Annotated in this window: 14 protein-coding genes; 5 read left to right on the top strand and 9 right to left on the bottom strand. The window is 53.5% G+C overall.

Features of this window, described 5'->3' with window-relative positions; translation table 11 throughout:
- Positions 1 to 86: 86 nt before the first annotated feature.
- The 3 genes from purD (at position 87) to LDL70_RS03510 (ending at position 4,170) form a co-directional block, all read left to right on the top strand.
- A complete protein-coding gene (gene purD / locus LDL70_RS03520) occupies positions 87 to 1,394 on the top strand; it encodes a phosphoribosylamine--glycine ligase (RefSeq protein WP_225687147.1) in 1,308 nt (435 codons plus the stop codon).
- 251 nt (positions 1,395 to 1,645) lie between these two features.
- Positions 1,646 to 3,415, top strand: coding sequence for an acyl-CoA dehydrogenase (locus LDL70_RS03515; protein ID WP_225687140.1), 1,770 nt, complete (start codon positions 1,646 to 1,648; stop codon positions 3,413 to 3,415).
- 2 nt (positions 3,416 to 3,417) lie between these two features.
- The gene (locus LDL70_RS03510; protein ID WP_225688361.1) at positions 3,418 to 4,170 is read left to right on the top strand and encodes a crotonase/enoyl-CoA hydratase family protein; all 753 of its coding nucleotides are present in this window, start codon (positions 3,418 to 3,420) and stop codon (positions 4,168 to 4,170) included.
- 198 nt (positions 4,171 to 4,368) lie between these two features.
- Here LDL70_RS03510 and LDL70_RS03505 read toward each other — a convergent pair whose 3' ends face one another.
- The 6 genes from LDL70_RS03505 to LDL70_RS03480 form a co-directional block, all read right to left on the bottom strand.
- Positions 4,369 to 4,935, bottom strand: a complete 567-nt coding sequence (locus LDL70_RS03505) for a DUF6101 family protein (protein WP_221721002.1) — start codon at positions 4,933 to 4,935, stop codon at positions 4,369 to 4,371.
- Between the two features lie 587 nt (positions 4,936 to 5,522).
- The gene (locus LDL70_RS03500; RefSeq protein WP_225687130.1) at positions 5,523 to 6,941 is read right to left on the bottom strand and encodes an FAD-binding oxidoreductase; all 1,419 of its coding nucleotides are present in this window, start codon (positions 6,939 to 6,941) and stop codon (positions 5,523 to 5,525) included.
- 20 nt (positions 6,942 to 6,961) lie between these two features.
- The gene (locus LDL70_RS03495; RefSeq protein WP_225687128.1) at positions 6,962 to 7,924 is read right to left on the bottom strand and encodes an L-threonylcarbamoyladenylate synthase; all 963 of its coding nucleotides are present in this window, start codon (positions 7,922 to 7,924) and stop codon (positions 6,962 to 6,964) included.
- Between the two features lie 100 nt (positions 7,925 to 8,024).
- Positions 8,025 to 8,606, bottom strand: a complete 582-nt coding sequence (locus LDL70_RS03490; protein WP_225687117.1) for a histidine phosphatase family protein — start codon at positions 8,604 to 8,606, stop codon at positions 8,025 to 8,027.
- 86 nt (positions 8,607 to 8,692) lie between these two features.
- Complete coding sequence (gene der, locus LDL70_RS03485; protein ID WP_151158317.1) at positions 8,693 to 10,132, bottom strand: ribosome biogenesis GTPase Der; 1,440 nt, start codon at positions 10,130 to 10,132, stop codon at positions 8,693 to 8,695.
- 59 nt (positions 10,133 to 10,191) lie between these two features.
- Positions 10,192 to 10,863 carry a tetratricopeptide repeat protein gene (locus LDL70_RS03480; protein WP_022711177.1) on the bottom strand — a complete coding sequence of 224 codons (672 nt, stop codon included), beginning with the start codon at positions 10,861 to 10,863 and terminating at the stop codon, positions 10,192 to 10,194.
- A gap of 410 nt (positions 10,864 to 11,273) precedes the next feature.
- Between LDL70_RS03480 and LDL70_RS03475 the strand changes: the two genes are divergently transcribed.
- Complete coding sequence (locus LDL70_RS03475; RefSeq protein WP_225687116.1) at positions 11,274 to 12,293, top strand: polysaccharide deacetylase family protein; 1,020 nt, start codon at positions 11,274 to 11,276, stop codon at positions 12,291 to 12,293.
- Between the two features lie 27 nt (positions 12,294 to 12,320).
- Here LDL70_RS03475 and LDL70_RS03470 read toward each other — a convergent pair whose 3' ends face one another.
- On the bottom strand, positions 12,321 to 12,668 hold the full coding sequence (locus LDL70_RS03470) for an ArsC family reductase (protein WP_225687107.1): 348 nt from the start codon (positions 12,666 to 12,668) through the stop codon (positions 12,321 to 12,323).
- 25 nt (positions 12,669 to 12,693) lie between these two features.
- Positions 12,694 to 13,143, bottom strand: a complete 450-nt coding sequence (locus LDL70_RS03465) for a helix-turn-helix domain-containing protein (RefSeq protein WP_225687098.1) — start codon at positions 13,141 to 13,143, stop codon at positions 12,694 to 12,696.
- Positions 13,144 to 13,217: 74 nt separating this feature from the next.
- On the opposite strand from LDL70_RS03465, the gene LDL70_RS03460 reads away from it, so the two are divergent.
- On the top strand, positions 13,218 to 15,524 hold the full coding sequence (locus LDL70_RS03460) for a heavy metal translocating P-type ATPase (RefSeq protein ID WP_225687096.1): 2,307 nt from the start codon (positions 13,218 to 13,220) through the stop codon (positions 15,522 to 15,524).
- A 44-nt stretch (positions 15,525 to 15,568) separates the two neighbouring features.
- On the opposite strand, the gene LDL70_RS03455 is transcribed toward LDL70_RS03460, so the two are convergent.
- Positions 15,569 to 16,495 (bottom strand): LysR family transcriptional regulator, encoded by a 927-nt coding sequence (locus LDL70_RS03455; protein WP_022711182.1) that lies wholly within the window; start codon positions 16,493 to 16,495, stop codon positions 15,569 to 15,571.
- Between the last annotated feature and the right edge of the window lie 35 nt (positions 16,496 to 16,530).

Genomic DNA, 16,530 nt, shown 5'->3' with positions numbered 1-16,530 from the left:
GCAGTTGCATTCTCATAAATGCTTTTAAATTCTCTAGCGATTTCGTAAAGGAGGAGCAAGCCTCAAGCACATATGGAGAAATGCCTGTGACCACCTCCCCCTCAGACGCTCTTAAAGTTCTGCTGATCGGCTCCGGTGGCCGTGAACACGCGCTCAGCTGGAAACTGGCGGCATCTCCGCTGCTCGGCACTCTCTATTGCACACCGGGCAATCCGGGCATTGCTGAATGTGCCACACTGATTGATCTGGATATTGACGATCATGACGCTGTGATTGCCTTCTGCCACAGCTTTGAGATTGATCTGGTGGTGGTCGGCCCTGAAGCGCCGCTGGTAACCGGTATTACCGATCCGCTGATCGCTGCAGGCATTAAAGTATTCGGCCCTTCACAGGCCGCGGCTCAGCTGGAAGGCTCCAAAGGTTTTACCAAAGATCTCTGCGCCCGTTTTGATATTCCGACCGGCAGCTATGGCCGCTTCAACAATGCGCCAAAGGCCAAGGCCTATATCCGCGAACAAGGTGCGCCGATTGTCGTTAAAGCCGATGGCCTTGCCGCCGGTAAGGGCGTGGTCGTTGCCATGACTTTGGAAGAAGCACTGGATGCCGTGGATGCCTGTTTTGAAGGCCATTTCGGTGATGCCGGTGCTGAAGTTGTGGTTGAGGAGTTTCTTGACGGTGAAGAAGCCAGCTTCTTCTGCATTTGTGACGGCACCACAGCTTTGCCTTTCGGCAGCGCGCAGGATCATAAGCGCGTTGGTGACGGTGATACCGGTGCCAATACCGGCGGCATGGGCGCTTATTCCCCTGCGCCAATCATGGATGAAGCCATGACGGAACGGGTGATGAAGGAGCTGATCGAACCGACAATGCGCGGCATGGCCGAGATCGGCGCACCTTTCAGCGGCGTGTTGTTTGCCGGTCTGATGATCGGTAAAGATGGCCCTAAGCTGATTGAATATAATACCCGCTTCGGCGACCCCGAATGTCAGGTACTGATGACCCGCCTCAAAGACGACCTGCTGGTGATAATGCTGGCAGCGGTCAATAAAATGCTGGATCAGGTTTCAATCCGCTGGAGCGATGATGCCGCCCTCACCGTGGTGATGGCAGCGGAAGGCTATCCGGCCTCCCCGCGCAAAGGTACAGTCATCAAAGGCGTTGAAGAGGCTGATGCTCTGCCGGATGTGAAAGTGTTCCATGCGGGCACTGTGCATAAAGATGGCGAGCTGCTGGCTAATGGCGGTCGCGTTCTCAATGTAACGGCCACCGGAAAGACAGTCTCCGAAGCTCAGGCGAAAGCCTATCAGGCTGTGTCTAAAATCGACTGGCCAGAAGGTTTCTGTCGTTCAGATATTGGTTGGCGCGCCGTTGAACGGGAAAAATCAGCCCGATAAAGCCTTTTCAAACGGAATGATGTTAAATTAAATTATCATCCCGTTTGAACTCTTTATTTGAGCATAATCTTATCCAAAAACCGGTTCCCACTTTTTGGGATCATGCTTTTAAAACCCGCCTTTCCGGCGGGTTTTTTCTTGTTTTGCTTTTCTGAGATTTTATTGACGTTTACGTAATAAGCCGATACCAATATTTGTAGGAGAATTACGGCTGCATTCTTTCAACGGAATGCGCCAAACGGAGGAAGCAGATGTATCGCGCGCCACTTGCTGAAATCAGCCAGACACTCAATCAGGTTGCAGACCTGCCGGAGCTTTTGAAAACCGATCTGTTTTCAGAATTATCACCGGATATTGTTGAAGCCATTTTGCAGGAAGCAGCAAAGTTCAGCGAGACGCGCATCACTCCGCTACGCACCAAAGGCGATCATCAGGGCGCAACCCTGAAAGATACGCAGGTCACCACAGCAGAAGGCTGGAAAGAACTTTACAAAGACTGGACGGATGGCGGCTGGAACGCCCTGACCGGCGATCCTGCCTATGGCGGCCAAGGCCTGCCAACTTTGCTCTCGGTTGCCGTTGCGGAAATGTGGAACTCCGGCTCCCTTGGTTTTGCTATTGCCTCAACCCTGACGATGGGTGCAGTTGAAGCACTGGAACATCATGCCAGCGATGAACTGAAAAACACCTATCTGGAAAAACTGATTTCCGGTGAATGGTCAGGCACCATGAACCTCACCGAACCGCAGGCTGGTTCCGATCTCGGTGCTTTGCGTTGCCGTGCTGAACGGGCGGATGACGGGACATACCGGATTTTCGGGCAAAAAATCTTCATCACCTATGGTGAGCATGATCTGACCGATAATATCGTGCATCTGGTGCTGGCGCGCCTGCCCGATGCACCGGCAGGCACTAAGGGAATTTCGCTGTTTCTGGTGCCGAAATATCTGGTCAATGAAGACGGCTCGCTCGGCGCACGCAATGATGTGTTCTGCGCCGGACTGGAAGAAAAGCTCGGCCTTCACGCCTCACCGACCTGCACCATGATTTATGGTGACGGTTTTGGTGATACAGGTGACAAAGGCGCTGTCGGCTATCTGATCGGCGAGGAACATAAAGGCCTCGTCTATATGTTCACCATGATGAACAATGCCCGTTTGCTGGTCGGCATTCAGGGTGTTGCGATTGCCGAAGCTGCCTATCAGAAAGCCCGTGCCTATGCGGCGGAGCGCCGTCAGGGACGTTCCCTGAATGCACCGAAGGGCGCAGAAATGAGCCCGATCATCGAGCATCCGGATGTCCAGCGCATGTTGCTGACCATGAAGGGGCTGACACAGGCTTCCCGTGCGATTTGCTACTCCTGCGCACAGGCGCTGGATATGGCCAAAGCCGACAGCACCAAAGCGGACTTTTGGGCAAACCGTGCCAGCCTGCTGACCCCGCTTGCCAAGGCTTTCTCCACCGATAGCGGCGTGGATGTTGCATCCCTCGGCATTCAGGTGCATGGCGGCATGGGCTATATTGAAGAAACCGGCGCCGCGCAGTTGCTGCGTGATGCACGTATCCTGCCGATTTATGAAGGCACCAATGGTATTCAGGCCATGGATCTGGTGATGCGCAAATTACCACTGGAAAATGGTGGTCATATTCATGGTTTCCTGCAGGAATTACGCGATATTGCCGGACAGGCCAAAACCTCCGGCAAGCTCTCCGCAATCGCTCCGCAGCTTGAATCCGCGCTGGATGCTACAGAAGAAGCCACCCGCTTCCTGCAAGATTGTCTTGTCAAAGGCGATAGTCAGACAGCGCTTTGCGGTGCTACCCCCTATCAGCGCCTGCTCTCGCTGACTGTCGGCGCGCTTTATCTCACCAAAGCCGCCGGATTGCATGACGACCGGACTGCTGCCCTTGCCGCATTCTTTGCCGAAAACACGCTTCAGGAAACTGCGGCGCTTAAACAGGTCGTGTTTAATGGCGCAGCCAGCCTGAGCAATGCCGCAACAATTTTGCAGGATATTTGATGATGAGCGAATTTCTTCAGATTGAACGTCAGGATGCTGTGCAGATTATCCGCCTCAACCGGCCGGAAAAGAAAAACGCCATCACCCGTGATATGTATCACGGTATTGCCGAGGCGCTGAAACAAGCTGATACCGACGACACTATCCGTGTCAGCGTTATTCTAGGTCAGCCCGGTGCCTTCTCCGCCGGTAATGACATGCAGGACTTTATGCATGCAGCCCTGTCGCAAGGCAGTCTCGGTGAGGAGATTATCGACTTTCTGCACACGCTTGCACTGACACGCAAATCGCTGATCTCCGGTGTGGACGGACTGGCAATCGGCGTCGGCACCACGCTGAACCTGCATTGCGACCTGACCTTTGCCACACCGCGCTCTGTGTTCCACACGCCATTTGTTGATCTCGGTCTGGTGCCGGAAGCCGGTTCAAGCCTGCTCGGCCCTAAAATAATGGGCTATCAGCGTGCCTTTGCCCTGCTGGCAATGGGAGAAGCCATGACCGCACAACAGGCGCTGGAAGCCGGTATTGTCTGGCGCGTTGTGGCGGAAGATGAACTGGAAGCGGAAGTGCTGAAAACCGCTCAAAAGCTTGCCGCACGCCCGCCTGCGGCTCTGCAATTAACCCGTGATTTGCTGCGCAGTGCCGCCGAACCGCTCACAGACCGGATCGACCGCGAGGCGCAGATTTTTGCTGATCGCCTGAAATCTGCAGAGACTGCACAGGCTGTCGGCGCGTTTCTTTCCCGCAAGAAATAACTCCACACAATGCAAAAAACCGTATGCCCCTTCAAGCATACGGTTTTTTGCATGTTCTGTGACTGGAGATCACATATTTAATTCTTTAACGCGCGAGACAGTCTTCGGTTTCTTAAACGCGCGAAATAATTTCCTGTCTTTTAAACTCGCGAAATAATTTCAGCTTTTTTTTAAACTCGCGAGATGATCTCAACTTTTTTACACTCGCGAGATGATCTCGCGGCCAGAAATCTTCAAACTCACGCCCAGCGAACCGGTTTTGCGGCGTGCCAGAAAACGCGGACGGCGACGACGCGGTTCCTGTCCCTGACGACGCTCTGTGCTGGCCGAAGCTGTAACACCGCCAATGCTGTCATGAAGCGGACGCGCAACACCATCGGCCTCAACCAGAAGCATCGGCAGCTTGTAAGCATTCGCCCATGCATGCCAGTCAGCGGCAACATCATCCAGATCATGCGCCACCAGCAGCGGCACAGACATTTGCGGGTCTTCATGCATCAGTTCCAATGTCACAGTAATCAGGCCGTGTTCATCTTCAACTGCACGGGCAGTCACACCAAGAAACACATGGGCAGGCAATGCCACCGACATTGGCAAACCGCTGGAAGGCAATACGCGTCGCAGCACTGCGCCACGCTCATTGATCGTAAAAGTCACATCTTCCTGCTCGCCCGTTGAAGCGTAAGATACGCTCTGCGGGAACTGGAAAGGATCGAGACGGATCTCCCTGCTCGCCCAAACTGGTTTGTCCTGTTTTTCCAGCATCTGGTTCATTGTTTTCGCGCCCTGTTGCTTCTGAGAACCGCTGTTATTTTTATTTTCGGTCCTGTTATATTTGCGAGCCTTTTTGGCTTCGTTGGACACAAGAATAGCGCGGCAAAGTCACCAATCTGCTTAAATGACAGGGTTAATGCTTCTGTCTTTGCAGGAATGGTTTACAGATTCCAACTATCTGCCAAGCAGAAGTAAGACTTCGGAAAGACCGGTAAACAGCATTTAAACCATGAAAATCAGCGAATATTCATGATTTTTAACAAGAACTAAACAATAAGCGCCCGTTCTGCTTCGCCAACAGCATTTTACCGCTTCCGGAGCTTCCAAATCTGAAGATTGTCTGAAAACCGCAATCCGGCAGCAACCAGCTATTAAGGCTAAGGCTGTGGACATTAAATCCGCGTTAAACACGCCGGACAGCACATCAATCTTTTGCTAACCGCGTTTTCGCTGCTCAGAATGTGGATATTTACCGCTCGTTTATGATGAGCGGTGGGCAAAACGGCCTGTTTTTAACAATTGAGCCGCCGCTTCTTAAAGAAACGGGGGCTCAATGTTTAAACATTAACAAGAACAGATCAGAGCAGCTTGTCCGGATTCATAATATTCTTCGGATCAAAAGTCTGTTTGATCCGGCGCATCAGTTCCAGCGCCAACGGCTGTTTAAAGGCACGCAATTCTTCACGCTTCAGCGCGCCGATACCGTGCTCTGCCGAGATGGAACCATTATAACTCATCACAATCGTATGGATGCGGTGGTTCAGTTCATGCCAGCGTGCCAGAAATGCCTGCTTATCCGCCCCGACCGGTTGCGAAACATTATAATGCAGATTGCCGTCACCAATATGGCCGAAACAAACCACACGCGCGGACGGGATCATTTCCTCAACCGCAATCGCCGCTTCTGCAAGGAATGCAGGGATAGAGGCGACAGGCACAGAAATATCATGTTTGATCGAGCCGCCTTCCGGCTTCTGCGCCGGAGACATTTCCTCACGCATTTTCCAGAACAGATCAGCCTGCGCACCATTTTGCGCAATGGCTGCATCCTGCACCAGTCCGGTCTCAAAACCTTGCGTCAGAACAGCTTCCATCATTTCCTGCGCATCGGCCTCGGAACGCGCAGAGGAAATCTCGATCAGCACATACCACGGATAGGCGTTTTCCAGCGGGTCACGCGCTTCTCCGATATGGCGGAGGATAAATTCCATGCCAATGCGCGGCATCAGCTCAAAGCCGGTCAGCGCCTGCCCTGCCTGATCGGTCGCCAAACGGAACAATTGCACCACATCTTCCGGCGACTGCAATCCGGCATAGGCGACCGCTTTGCCTTTCGGCTGCGGGTGTATTTTCAGCACAGCTGCGGTGATAACCCCGAGCGTGCCTTCAGCACCGATAAACAAATCACGCAGATCATAGCCGGTATTATCTTTTTTCACGCGGCGCAGATCATTCAGCACCTGCCCGTCCGGCAAGACGACTTCAAGACCAAGGCATAATTCACGCATATTGCCATAGGCGAGCACAGCCGTGCCGCCGGCATTGGATGAGAGATTGCCGCCGATCTGGCAGGAACCTTCCGCGCCGAGGGACAGAGGAAACAACCGTCCGGCATTCTGTACGGCTTCCTGCAAATTTTGCAAAACCACACCGGCTTCAACCGTGACGAGATTGCCGATCGTGTCAATATTGCGGATTTTATTGAGGCGCGACAGCGAGAGAATGATCACCCGTCCGCTGCTATCCGGCTGCTGCGCACCGACAAGGCCGGTATTACCGCCCTGTGGCACCACAGGTGTGGCGGTCTCATAGGCCAGTTTCATAATGGCAGAGACTTCATCCACCGATGCAGGGCGCAGAACTAAAGCAGCACGGCCATGAAACAGATCGCGCGGCTCGCTTAAGTAAGAAATCTGATCGGCGGGATCGCGGAGTGCATTTTTCTCACCGACAATTGCAGTGAAGCGTGCGATCAACTCTTCTGAAATCGTCATCATCTGTTTCCGCCCAAATTCAACTAATCCCGCGGTGCAGCCGCGCGCGCTAAGCGATCATTAATTGCTTCGCCCAGACCATGATGCGGCACCGGCTCAACGGCAATCGTCTTCGCCCCTGCTGCATCCAGTTTTTTCATATAATCAAACAAATGCACGGCAGCTTCATGCAAGTCACCGGTTGGGCTCAGATTAAGCACCGCAACGACTTTATCTGCACCACTTGCTCGCTGTGCGCCAAAAGCCAGCAGCGCCTCGCCTTCACGCACTTCAGAGACATTCAACCGCATCGCTGCATCCGGCGCATAGTGAGACGCCATCATGCCCGGCGCCTGAATGGCCGCACGCTGATCCAGACGATGCAAAGGCTGGCCAAGAAAAGCTTCGATCTCTTCTGCTGCCAGACCACCCGGACGCAGCAGAAATGCCTGACCATTTTCAATTTTAACAATGGTGGATTCCAGCCCCACTACACAGGCACCGCCATCAACGATCAGATCAAGTTTGGCACCCAGATCATCCTGCACGGCCTGTGCCGAGGTGGCGCTGATGCGACCCGAACTATTGGCACTCGGTGCGGCTAACGGGCGGTCAAGCATGGCAATAATCTCACGCACCGGCCCGCGCGGCATACGAATGGCTAGTGTCGTCAGACCGGCGGTCACCAGCGGATGAATTTCCGCACCGTCACGCACCGGCAGCACCAGTGTCAGCGGCCCCGGCCAGAATTTTTCCGCAAGTTTACGGGAGATGTCATCAAACTGAACATAACGTTCAGCCATTGCAAGCGTCGCCATATGCGCAATCAGCGGATTGAAATGCGGACGACCTTTGGCTGAGAAAATACCGGCAACCGCATTGCCATTAGTAGCATCAGCGGCCAGTCCGTAGACAGTCTCGGTCGGCAGAGCCACAAGTTTGCCTGTGCCCAGCGCATTTGCAGCCAGTTCAAGAGATGAAATGTCAGTAGAAATAATTTGTGCCATGCCGCGCTCCTGCAATTTTTTGCAAGCTGGCAGCACTGTCAGGACCTGCATATTCTCTGACTACAGAACCATGAAACGCGATGCAAGACTGTAATCCCTGTCAGCTGCGATCATTGATGTTTCGCCAATGATGCAGCATCTGTTTTGCATCATAATCATAGTGCCAATAATGCCCCTGCGAGGGCTGATCATAGCGGCGGGAAACCGGCAATCCGGCCAGCGCACAATAAAGCAATGTGCCGGTTGCCCCATGACCGCAGATGATAACGGCCTTATGCTGAGCCTTGGCAGCAGCATCCATAATGTCACGAACTGCCGTGCAAATTCTCGCTTGTGCATCCACGGCTCTTTCCCAACCACGCACGGAATGAAGCGGCTGGGCAAAGAACTGGTCAGCAACCTGCTCAAACTCTGCCGGAGGGAGGAAACCCGTTGCGGAGCGGTCATTTTCTCCCAAGGCACTATGGCTCTGCACAATCTTGTTAAAATACGCGCCCAATAAAGCAGCAGTCTCCTGCGCTTTGGTTTCCGTACTACTCCAGATCATATCCGGCACCGGCCAGATTTGGCATTCGAGAAACTGTTGCAATGCGACCCTGCCCGCTTGTGACAAATGCCAGTGCTCAACCGGCACAGCCGGATCAACAACAACCTGCGGATGGCTCAGAAAAATCAGCTGCATTGCATTCCTGCCAATCTTTTACCGGCAATAAAAAATCCTGCCGGAACACTTCCGGCAGGATTTTAAAATACATCATCAAGATGACATCAGCGTTTCTTCTTGGCCCGTCCGGCAAAAGGATTTTCCGATGTACGCAAGGACAGGCGGATTGGCACGCCCGGCATTTCGAATGTATCACGCAGACCATTGATGAGATAACGCACATAGGATTGCGGCATCACATCAGGACGCGAGCACGACACCATAAAGCCCGGCGGACGGGTCTTAACCTGCGTCATATACTTCACTTTAAGACGACGACCAGCCACTGCCGGTGGCGGATGATGGGTAATCACACCTTCAAGCCAGCGGTTCAGACGACCTGTGGAGATACGCGTATTCCAGATACGGTGCGTCATCTCGACATTTTCCATCAACTTATCAATGCCGTGGCCGGTTTCACCGGAAATCGGCACAGCGCGGATGCCACGTACCTGTGGCAGCAGACGCTCGGTCTTTTCACGCAGATCAGCCAGCAATGCCTGACGGTCTTCAATCAGATCCCATTTATTGAAAGCGATGATCGGCGCACGGCCTTCACGGATAATCAGATCAATGATCTGCAAATCCTGCTTTTCAAAAGGAATGGTCGCATCGAGAACGATAATCACCACTTCCGCAAAACGAATAGCGCGCAGACCATCGGCAACGGAGAGCTTTTCCAGCTTTTCCTGCACGCGCGCTTTGCGGCGCAGACCAGCGGTATCGAACAGCTTAACCTCACGGCCACGCCATTCCCACTCAACGGAAATCGAGTCGCGGGTAATACCGGCTTCAGGGCCCGTCAGCAGGCGATCCTGACCGAGCATCGTATTAATCATTGTGGACTTACCGGCATTCGGACGTCCGACAATGGCAATGCGCAGTGGCTTGGTTGCGTCATATTCAGGGATGATTTCCTCATCCTCATCGCTGACATCTTCACCAACCAGAGCGCCGATTTTTTCCTGCGTAAATTCTTCTTCGGCTTTTTCTTCCGCGAAGGCTTTTTCTTTGCCGATGGCTTCCACAATCGCATCACGCAGATCAGGCAGACCCTGACCATGTTCAGCGGAGATCGGGCAAGGCTCGCCCAGACCCAAACGATAGGCATCATAAAGACCGGCATCAGCGCCACGGGCTTCAGACTTATTGGCAACCAGAATAATCGGCTTGCTGAATTTGCGTACCAGCTGCGCGAATTCAATATCCGTCGGCGTCAGACCGGCTTTGGCATCAATCACGAACAGAACCGCATCAGCCTCGTCAATCGCGGCTTCAGTCTGCGCGCGCATGCGGCCTTCCAGCGTACCGGCTTCGGCAATTTCCAGACCGGCAGTGTCGATGACTTTGAAATGCAGATCATAGAGCTTGCCGTCGTGGATACGACGGTCACGGGTAACACCCGGCGTATCATCGACCAGCGCCAGTTTGCGCCCGACAATGCGGTTAAACAGTGTGGACTTGCCGACATTCGGACGTCCGATAATTGCGAGTGTAAAGCTCATTCAGCTTATTTTTCCGTATTATAGAGCGGCACTTGAACCGTCCCGCTCTAATGAGTGTTTCAGCCTTTTGCTGCAGTCTCTGAGCTGCGCATCAGGTCAAGCATTGTATTGGCACGCTGGCGGAGATTGGCAGGGATTGCCGCATCATCCGCATTTTGCTGGAACAGTTTGCGGGCATCGTCTGCACGACCTGCCTTGTAAGCCGCCAGACCCAGCACTTCACGGGCAGAGCCGCGCATCGGATTACCATCCGCGCTCAGTGTTTCCGCACGTTTGGCAACATCTTCATAAGAGCCGGTATCCACCAGAATATAGGCCGCCCGAAGCTTGGCAACATCGCGCAGGGCAACCGGTGCCTTGCTGTCTGCCGCAACCGCATCAAAAGCAGTGACCGCACCGGCCATGTCTTTTTTCTGCTCAAGCAATGTTGCTGTGCGCAACTGTGCCAGAACCGGATATGACCCTGCGCCTTCGGTTTCCAGCTTCTTCAGCGCGCTCAGGGCTTCATCTGTTTTCTTTTCACCGGCCAGATCAAGCGCTGTCAGGAACTGGTCGCCCGACACAGCCGCTTTGCTCTCGCGCCAATATTCATAACCGACATAACCGGCTGTACCGATAACAACGGCTACCGCGCCACCGATCAAAACCGGACCAAAACGCCGCCATACAGCGCGCACCTGTTCTGAGCGGAGCTCTTCGTTGACTTCGCGGATAAAGCTGTCGTCTGTCATGAATACCCTGTGAAACTTGTCAAGATTATCGAATATGCATCAAGAGCACGGACTACATACACAGCCCGCGACTTAACACACCTATCCGGCTTTTAGTCGGAATCGCCGACAGATGGTAGTCCTGATTGCGAATTCCTGCATAATTCCTTAATTTGCGCTGCTTAGAGCATTTCACAGTCAAGTTGGATCAACTTGACGCCCGTGATAATGCGACCAAATAAAGAATTTAGAGCGAGCGCTATGATCCAATCTGGACGTAAACCGCTCTAGCGCTCAAATCAATGGCACAGTATCAAAAGATCAGAGCATCTTTGTGCATCCATTTAGACGCAGAGCGCTCTCTGCCTGTGCTTTGCCACATTTCATACCTAATCAATCCGCTTCCGATTTCGCAATGAGCTTTCGTTTTCATGTATCAGTCTCTTCTTTCCGGTTTTGCGGTTTCTCTGTGTCTGGCCACGGCTGCGCAGGCGATGCCCGATATGCCTGCAGCGCCTCAGCAACAGGAAAAACCGGCTGATACCCGCCCGAAACAGGTGGTGATTATCTCCTTTGACGGCGCGCATGATAACAAGCTCTGGCAGCGCAGCCGCGCATTGGGGCAGGAAACCGGTGCGCATTTCACCTATTTTCTCTCCTGCGTCTTTTATCTGGAGCGCGCAGACCGTGCGCAATATCAGCCACCGCGTATGAAAGCAGGCCGCTCCAATGTCGGTTTTGCACAGGATAAAGCAGAAATTGCCACCCGTCTCGATCAGGTGTGGAAAGCCAATCTGGAAGGCCATGAAATTGCCAGCCACGGCTGCGGCCATTTTGACGGCAAGAGCTGGACGGCAAAAGAATGGGCGCAGGAAATTCAGGCATTCCGCACTATTGTCGGCAATGCATGGAGCGCCAATAAAATTGACGGCGAACCGGAAGGCTGGAAAGATCTGATCTATAACAAGATCACCGGCTTTCGTGCGCCCTATCTCTCCGATGACAAGCCGGTACAGACAGCTCTGCGTGACAGCGGTTTTGCCTATCAGGCCAGCGGCGTAACCTCAGGGCCTGAATTGCCAAAGAATCTTGCAGGTCTCAAAAGTTTTGGCCTGCCGCTGATACCGGAAGGCCCTGCCCGTAAACCCGTTATTGCCATGGACTATAATCTCTATGTGCGTCATTCGGGCGGCAAAGAAAAACCGGAACAGGCAGCGCAATTTGAGCAGCGCAGCTATGATGCCTTTATGAATGCGTTCAACAAACAATATGACGGCCAGCGTATTCCGCTGCAAATGGGCTTCCACTTTGTGCTGATGAATAACGGCGCTTACTGGAATGCGCTGGAGCGTTTTGCCCGTGATGTGTGCAAGCGTCAGGATGTACGCTGCGTCAGCTATCAGGATTATCTGGCGGAGCCGGAACTGCATAAAAGACAAACCGTTCTCTGACAGAACAGAGAACGGCAGTTTGAAGATTTAAGCGAAAAATTCCGCGTAGATTTCCGGTTTGAAACCGGCCAGCAATTTGCCGTCTTTTTCCAGAACCGGACGCTTAATCATCGACAGATTACCGAGCATCAGCTCAATAGCCTTGGCTTCAGTCAAATCCTGCTTCTGGGCATCATCGAGTTTACGGAATGTCTGACCTGCACGGTTGATTACCACTTCCCAGCCCAGTGTCTGGCACCAGTTTTCCAGCTTGGCACGATCCAGACCAACCTTCTTATAATCATGAAAATCGAATGCAATATTCTGTGCGTTCAGCCAGTCCTGTGCCTTGCGCATCGTGTCACAGTTTTTAATTCCGTAAATAGTTACAGTCACGTCCATTCCTCTCTTAGTGATAATGCTATTTCAGCGTCTGTGCCGGATGATCGTGATCGTGACCGCATTGGCTGTGATCTTCGAGTATCTGGATCACCCTGCATTCACAAACCCGTCCGTGATCACATTCACTCACCATGCGGCGTAATTCATCGCGCAAGGCTGACAGGCGCTCAATCCGGTCTTCAATCTCATCAAGATGACGTCGCGCAATCGAATCTGCCTCATGACAAGACGCATTGGGCGTCTCAGTCATTGCCAGCAATTCACGAATATCATTGATTTCAAAGCCGAGATCACGGGCATGACGGATAAAAGTCAGGCGCTTAATATCTTCCGCGCCATATTCCCGTCGCTGACTCTCGGTGCGTTCAGGCTCGCGGATCAGCCCGATTTGCTCGTAAAAACGGATAGTTGGCACCTTAACACCACTGCGTGCCGCAACTTTGCCAATCGTATAACCTTTTTTGTTCATTTTCCGCTTGCTCCTATAGCCACTAGAGCATTTAGGGTCTTTCTCAAAAGATGCAAGAGAAAAGGAAATTGGAGATGTCCGGTCCCGTCCGTCAGGATAAATTCCGCGTCGAAGGCATGGATTGCGCCTCCTGCGCCATGAAAATTGATACGGCTGTGCGCCGCCTTGGCAAACAGATCAGCGATGTCAATGTTTCGGTCACCAAAGGCACCATGACTGTAACCCATAATGGTGTTGAAGCTGATGCCATTACCGGCCAGTTGAAAAAACTCGGCTATAAATCCAGCTATATAGGTGCCAATCAAGGCGCTGCTGTTGCAGAGCCGGAAACCGAAGCACATGCCTGCTGCTCCGGCCATGACCACAAGCATAGTCATGACGACCATGATCACGCTGGGCACGATCATGCCTCGCATGATCATAAAACCCATAATCACAGCCATGCACACGAGCAGAAACAAGTGCAGGCCAAAGAGACCTCACCTCTGCATATGCATGATCATGGCACCGATGAAGACAGCAAGCCATGGTGGCAGCAGGGCAAAGCCAAACTGACCATTGCTGCGGGTACGGCACTGGTTGCGGCCTATCTTCTCGGCCATTTTGTACCGCAATATGAAATCTATATTTTCTCCGCTGCAATGCTGGTGGGGCTGGTACCGATTGCCCGCCGCGCTCTGGCCGGTGCCCGTTTCGGCACGCCATTCTCTATTGAAACACTGATGACCGTTGCCGCTGTCGGCGCGCTGTTTATCGGTGCTGTGGAAGAAGCCGCGATGGTTGTCTTCCTGTTTCTGATCGGTGAGCTTCTGGAAGGTGTGGCTGCACGGCGTGCCCGCAACTCCATCCGCGGTCTTGCCGATCTGGTACCAAAAACCGCGCGTGTGGAAAAAGACGGTCAGATCATTGAGCAGGATGCAACCACTCTCGCGCTTGGTGCGGTTATTCTGGTGCGTCCGGGTGACCGTATTGCCGCCGATGGTGAAATTATCAGCGGAAACAGCGCGGTCAATGAAGCCCCTGTGACCGGTGAAAGCACGCCTAAGAATAAAGAAGTCGGCGACAAGGTTTTCGCAGGCACCATCAATTCCGATGCTGTCCTGCGGGTTAAAGTCACTGCCACGGCGCAGAACAACACCATTGCCCGTATTATCGCACAGGTTGAGGAAGCACAGGAATCCAAAGCACCGACCGAGCGTTTTATCGACCGTTTCTCGGTCTGGTACACGCCTGCGGTAATGATCCTTGCTGCTCTGGTCGCGATTATACCGCCGCTTGTTGCCGGTGGTGACTGGAATGAATGGATCTATAAAGGTCTGGCCATTCTGCTGATCGGCTGTCCTTGTGCTCTGGTTATTTCCACGCCTGCCGCGATTGCCGCCGGTCTTTCTTCCGGTGCCCGCCGTGGTCTGCTGATGAAGGGTGGTGCGGTTCTCGAAAGCGCTGGTCATGTGACAGCTGCCGCCTTTGACAAGACCGGCACGCTGACAGAAGGCAAGCCTGTTGTTACCGACATTATCGCCTTTGGCAGTTCGGAAGAAGAAGTGCTGCGCTATGCGGCGGCTGTGGAACAAGGCTCAAGCCATCCGCTTGCTGTTGCTATTCTTAAGGCTGCAGAAGACAAGAAACTGGCCCTGCCGCAGGTACATGACGGTGCGGCACTCGGCGGCAAAGGTGTGTCCGGCACGGTTGACGGCAAAGCTGTGCTGCTGGCTTCTCCTAAAGCAATTGCCGCCAAGACCAGCATCTCCGATGCGGATCAGAAGCGCATTGCCGATATGAATGATCAGGGCAAGACCGTCTCGCTGCTAATGATCGGCGATCAGCTTGCCGGAGGCATTGCCATGCGGGATGAGCCGCGTGAAGATGCGCGTCAGGGTATCAAAGCGCTGCAGGCTCAGGGTATCCGCACCATCATGCTGACCGGTGACAACCGCCGTACGGCAGAAGCGATCGGCCGCGATCTCGGCATGGAAGTCCATGCGGAAATGATGCCGGCAGACAAGCGCCGCGTGGTCGGTGAACTGAAAGCCGATAAGCAGGTGGTTGCGAAAATCGGTGACGGTATCAATGACGCTCCGGCACTGGCCGCTGCCGATCTCGGTATCGCCATGGGCGGCGGTACTGATGTGGCGCTCGAAACTGCTGATGCCGCGATCATGCATGGCCGCGTGACTGACGTTGCCAATATGATCGACCTGTCAAAAACAACCATGGCGAATATCAAGCAGAATATTACGCTCGCCATTGGATTGAAGGTGGTGTTCCTCATCACCACGATCCTCGGCATTACCGGCCTGTGGCCAGCCATTCTGGCCGACACCGGTGCCACGGTTCTGGTAACCGCCAATGCCATGCGCTTGCTACGCTGGAAACCTTAATCATTTACAAAATCAAAAAGGGCACCGGATGGTGCCCTTTTTATTTATGTCAGGCTGTAATCCGTTTCTTCACGGGCGATTTTTGCATATTCATTACCGAGGAAATCCAGCAGCGAGCGAACAGAAGGCAGCAAGCCGCGCCGTGACGGAAAAGCCGCGTGGAGAATGCCGGTACGCGGCGCCCATTCCGGCAGCACATCGACCAGACGCCCCTCACGCAGATCATCGCGAATAACCATTGTCGGCAACTGACAGACCCCAACGCCATGTATTGCGGCCATACGCAGAGCGACCATATCTTCCGTTATCAGACGCGGCTTGTGATGCACTCTGGCGGTTGCCCCATCCGCTTTTTCCAGACACCATTCATGATCCACCCGCAGCGGATCCCATGCCATGCTTGGTAAAGAAGCCAGATCAGCCGGCACCAATGGCCGGTTGATTTCAGCAATCACCGACGGGCTGGCGACAAGGCGTTGCGGGCTTTCTGCCAGTTTACGAATAACCAGATCGCTGTCATCAAGCGGCGGAAAACGCACGCGGATTGCCAGATCAAAACCTTCCCGCAGCACATCAACGCGGCGGTTGGTGCTTTCCAGCAGCACATCAACTTTCGGATTTTCCTGCATGAAACGGGCAATCATGTCGCCGATCTGGAAGTAAATCATCGAGGACGGGCAGCTGACCCGCACGATACCCTGCGGTTCCGAGCGCATCCGGTCAATCACCTCCTGCGCAGCCTCCGCCTCAACCAGCATAGCCACACAATGGCGGTAATATTCATGCCCGACTTCCGTCACCGCAAAATGACGGGTTGTGCGCTGGATCAACCGCACACCGAGACTGTCTTCCAGCAAACCGATGCGGCGGCTCAGACGGGAGCGCGGCATATTCAGCTTGCGTGCCGCAGCAGCAAATCCGCCCTGCTCCACCACAACCACGAAAAATCTCAGATCATTCAGATCCTGCATGGAAACTCCCTGTCATGTCGTCTGTTTCCATGAAT

The organism is Pseudochrobactrum sp. XF203, from assembly GCF_020341615.1.
Lineage (GTDB): Bacteria > Pseudomonadota > Alphaproteobacteria > Rhizobiales > Rhizobiaceae > Pseudochrobactrum > Pseudochrobactrum saccharolyticum.
The sequence above is the reverse complement of the archived record's forward strand: the minus strand, read 5'-3'. Positions and strand labels throughout refer to the sequence as shown.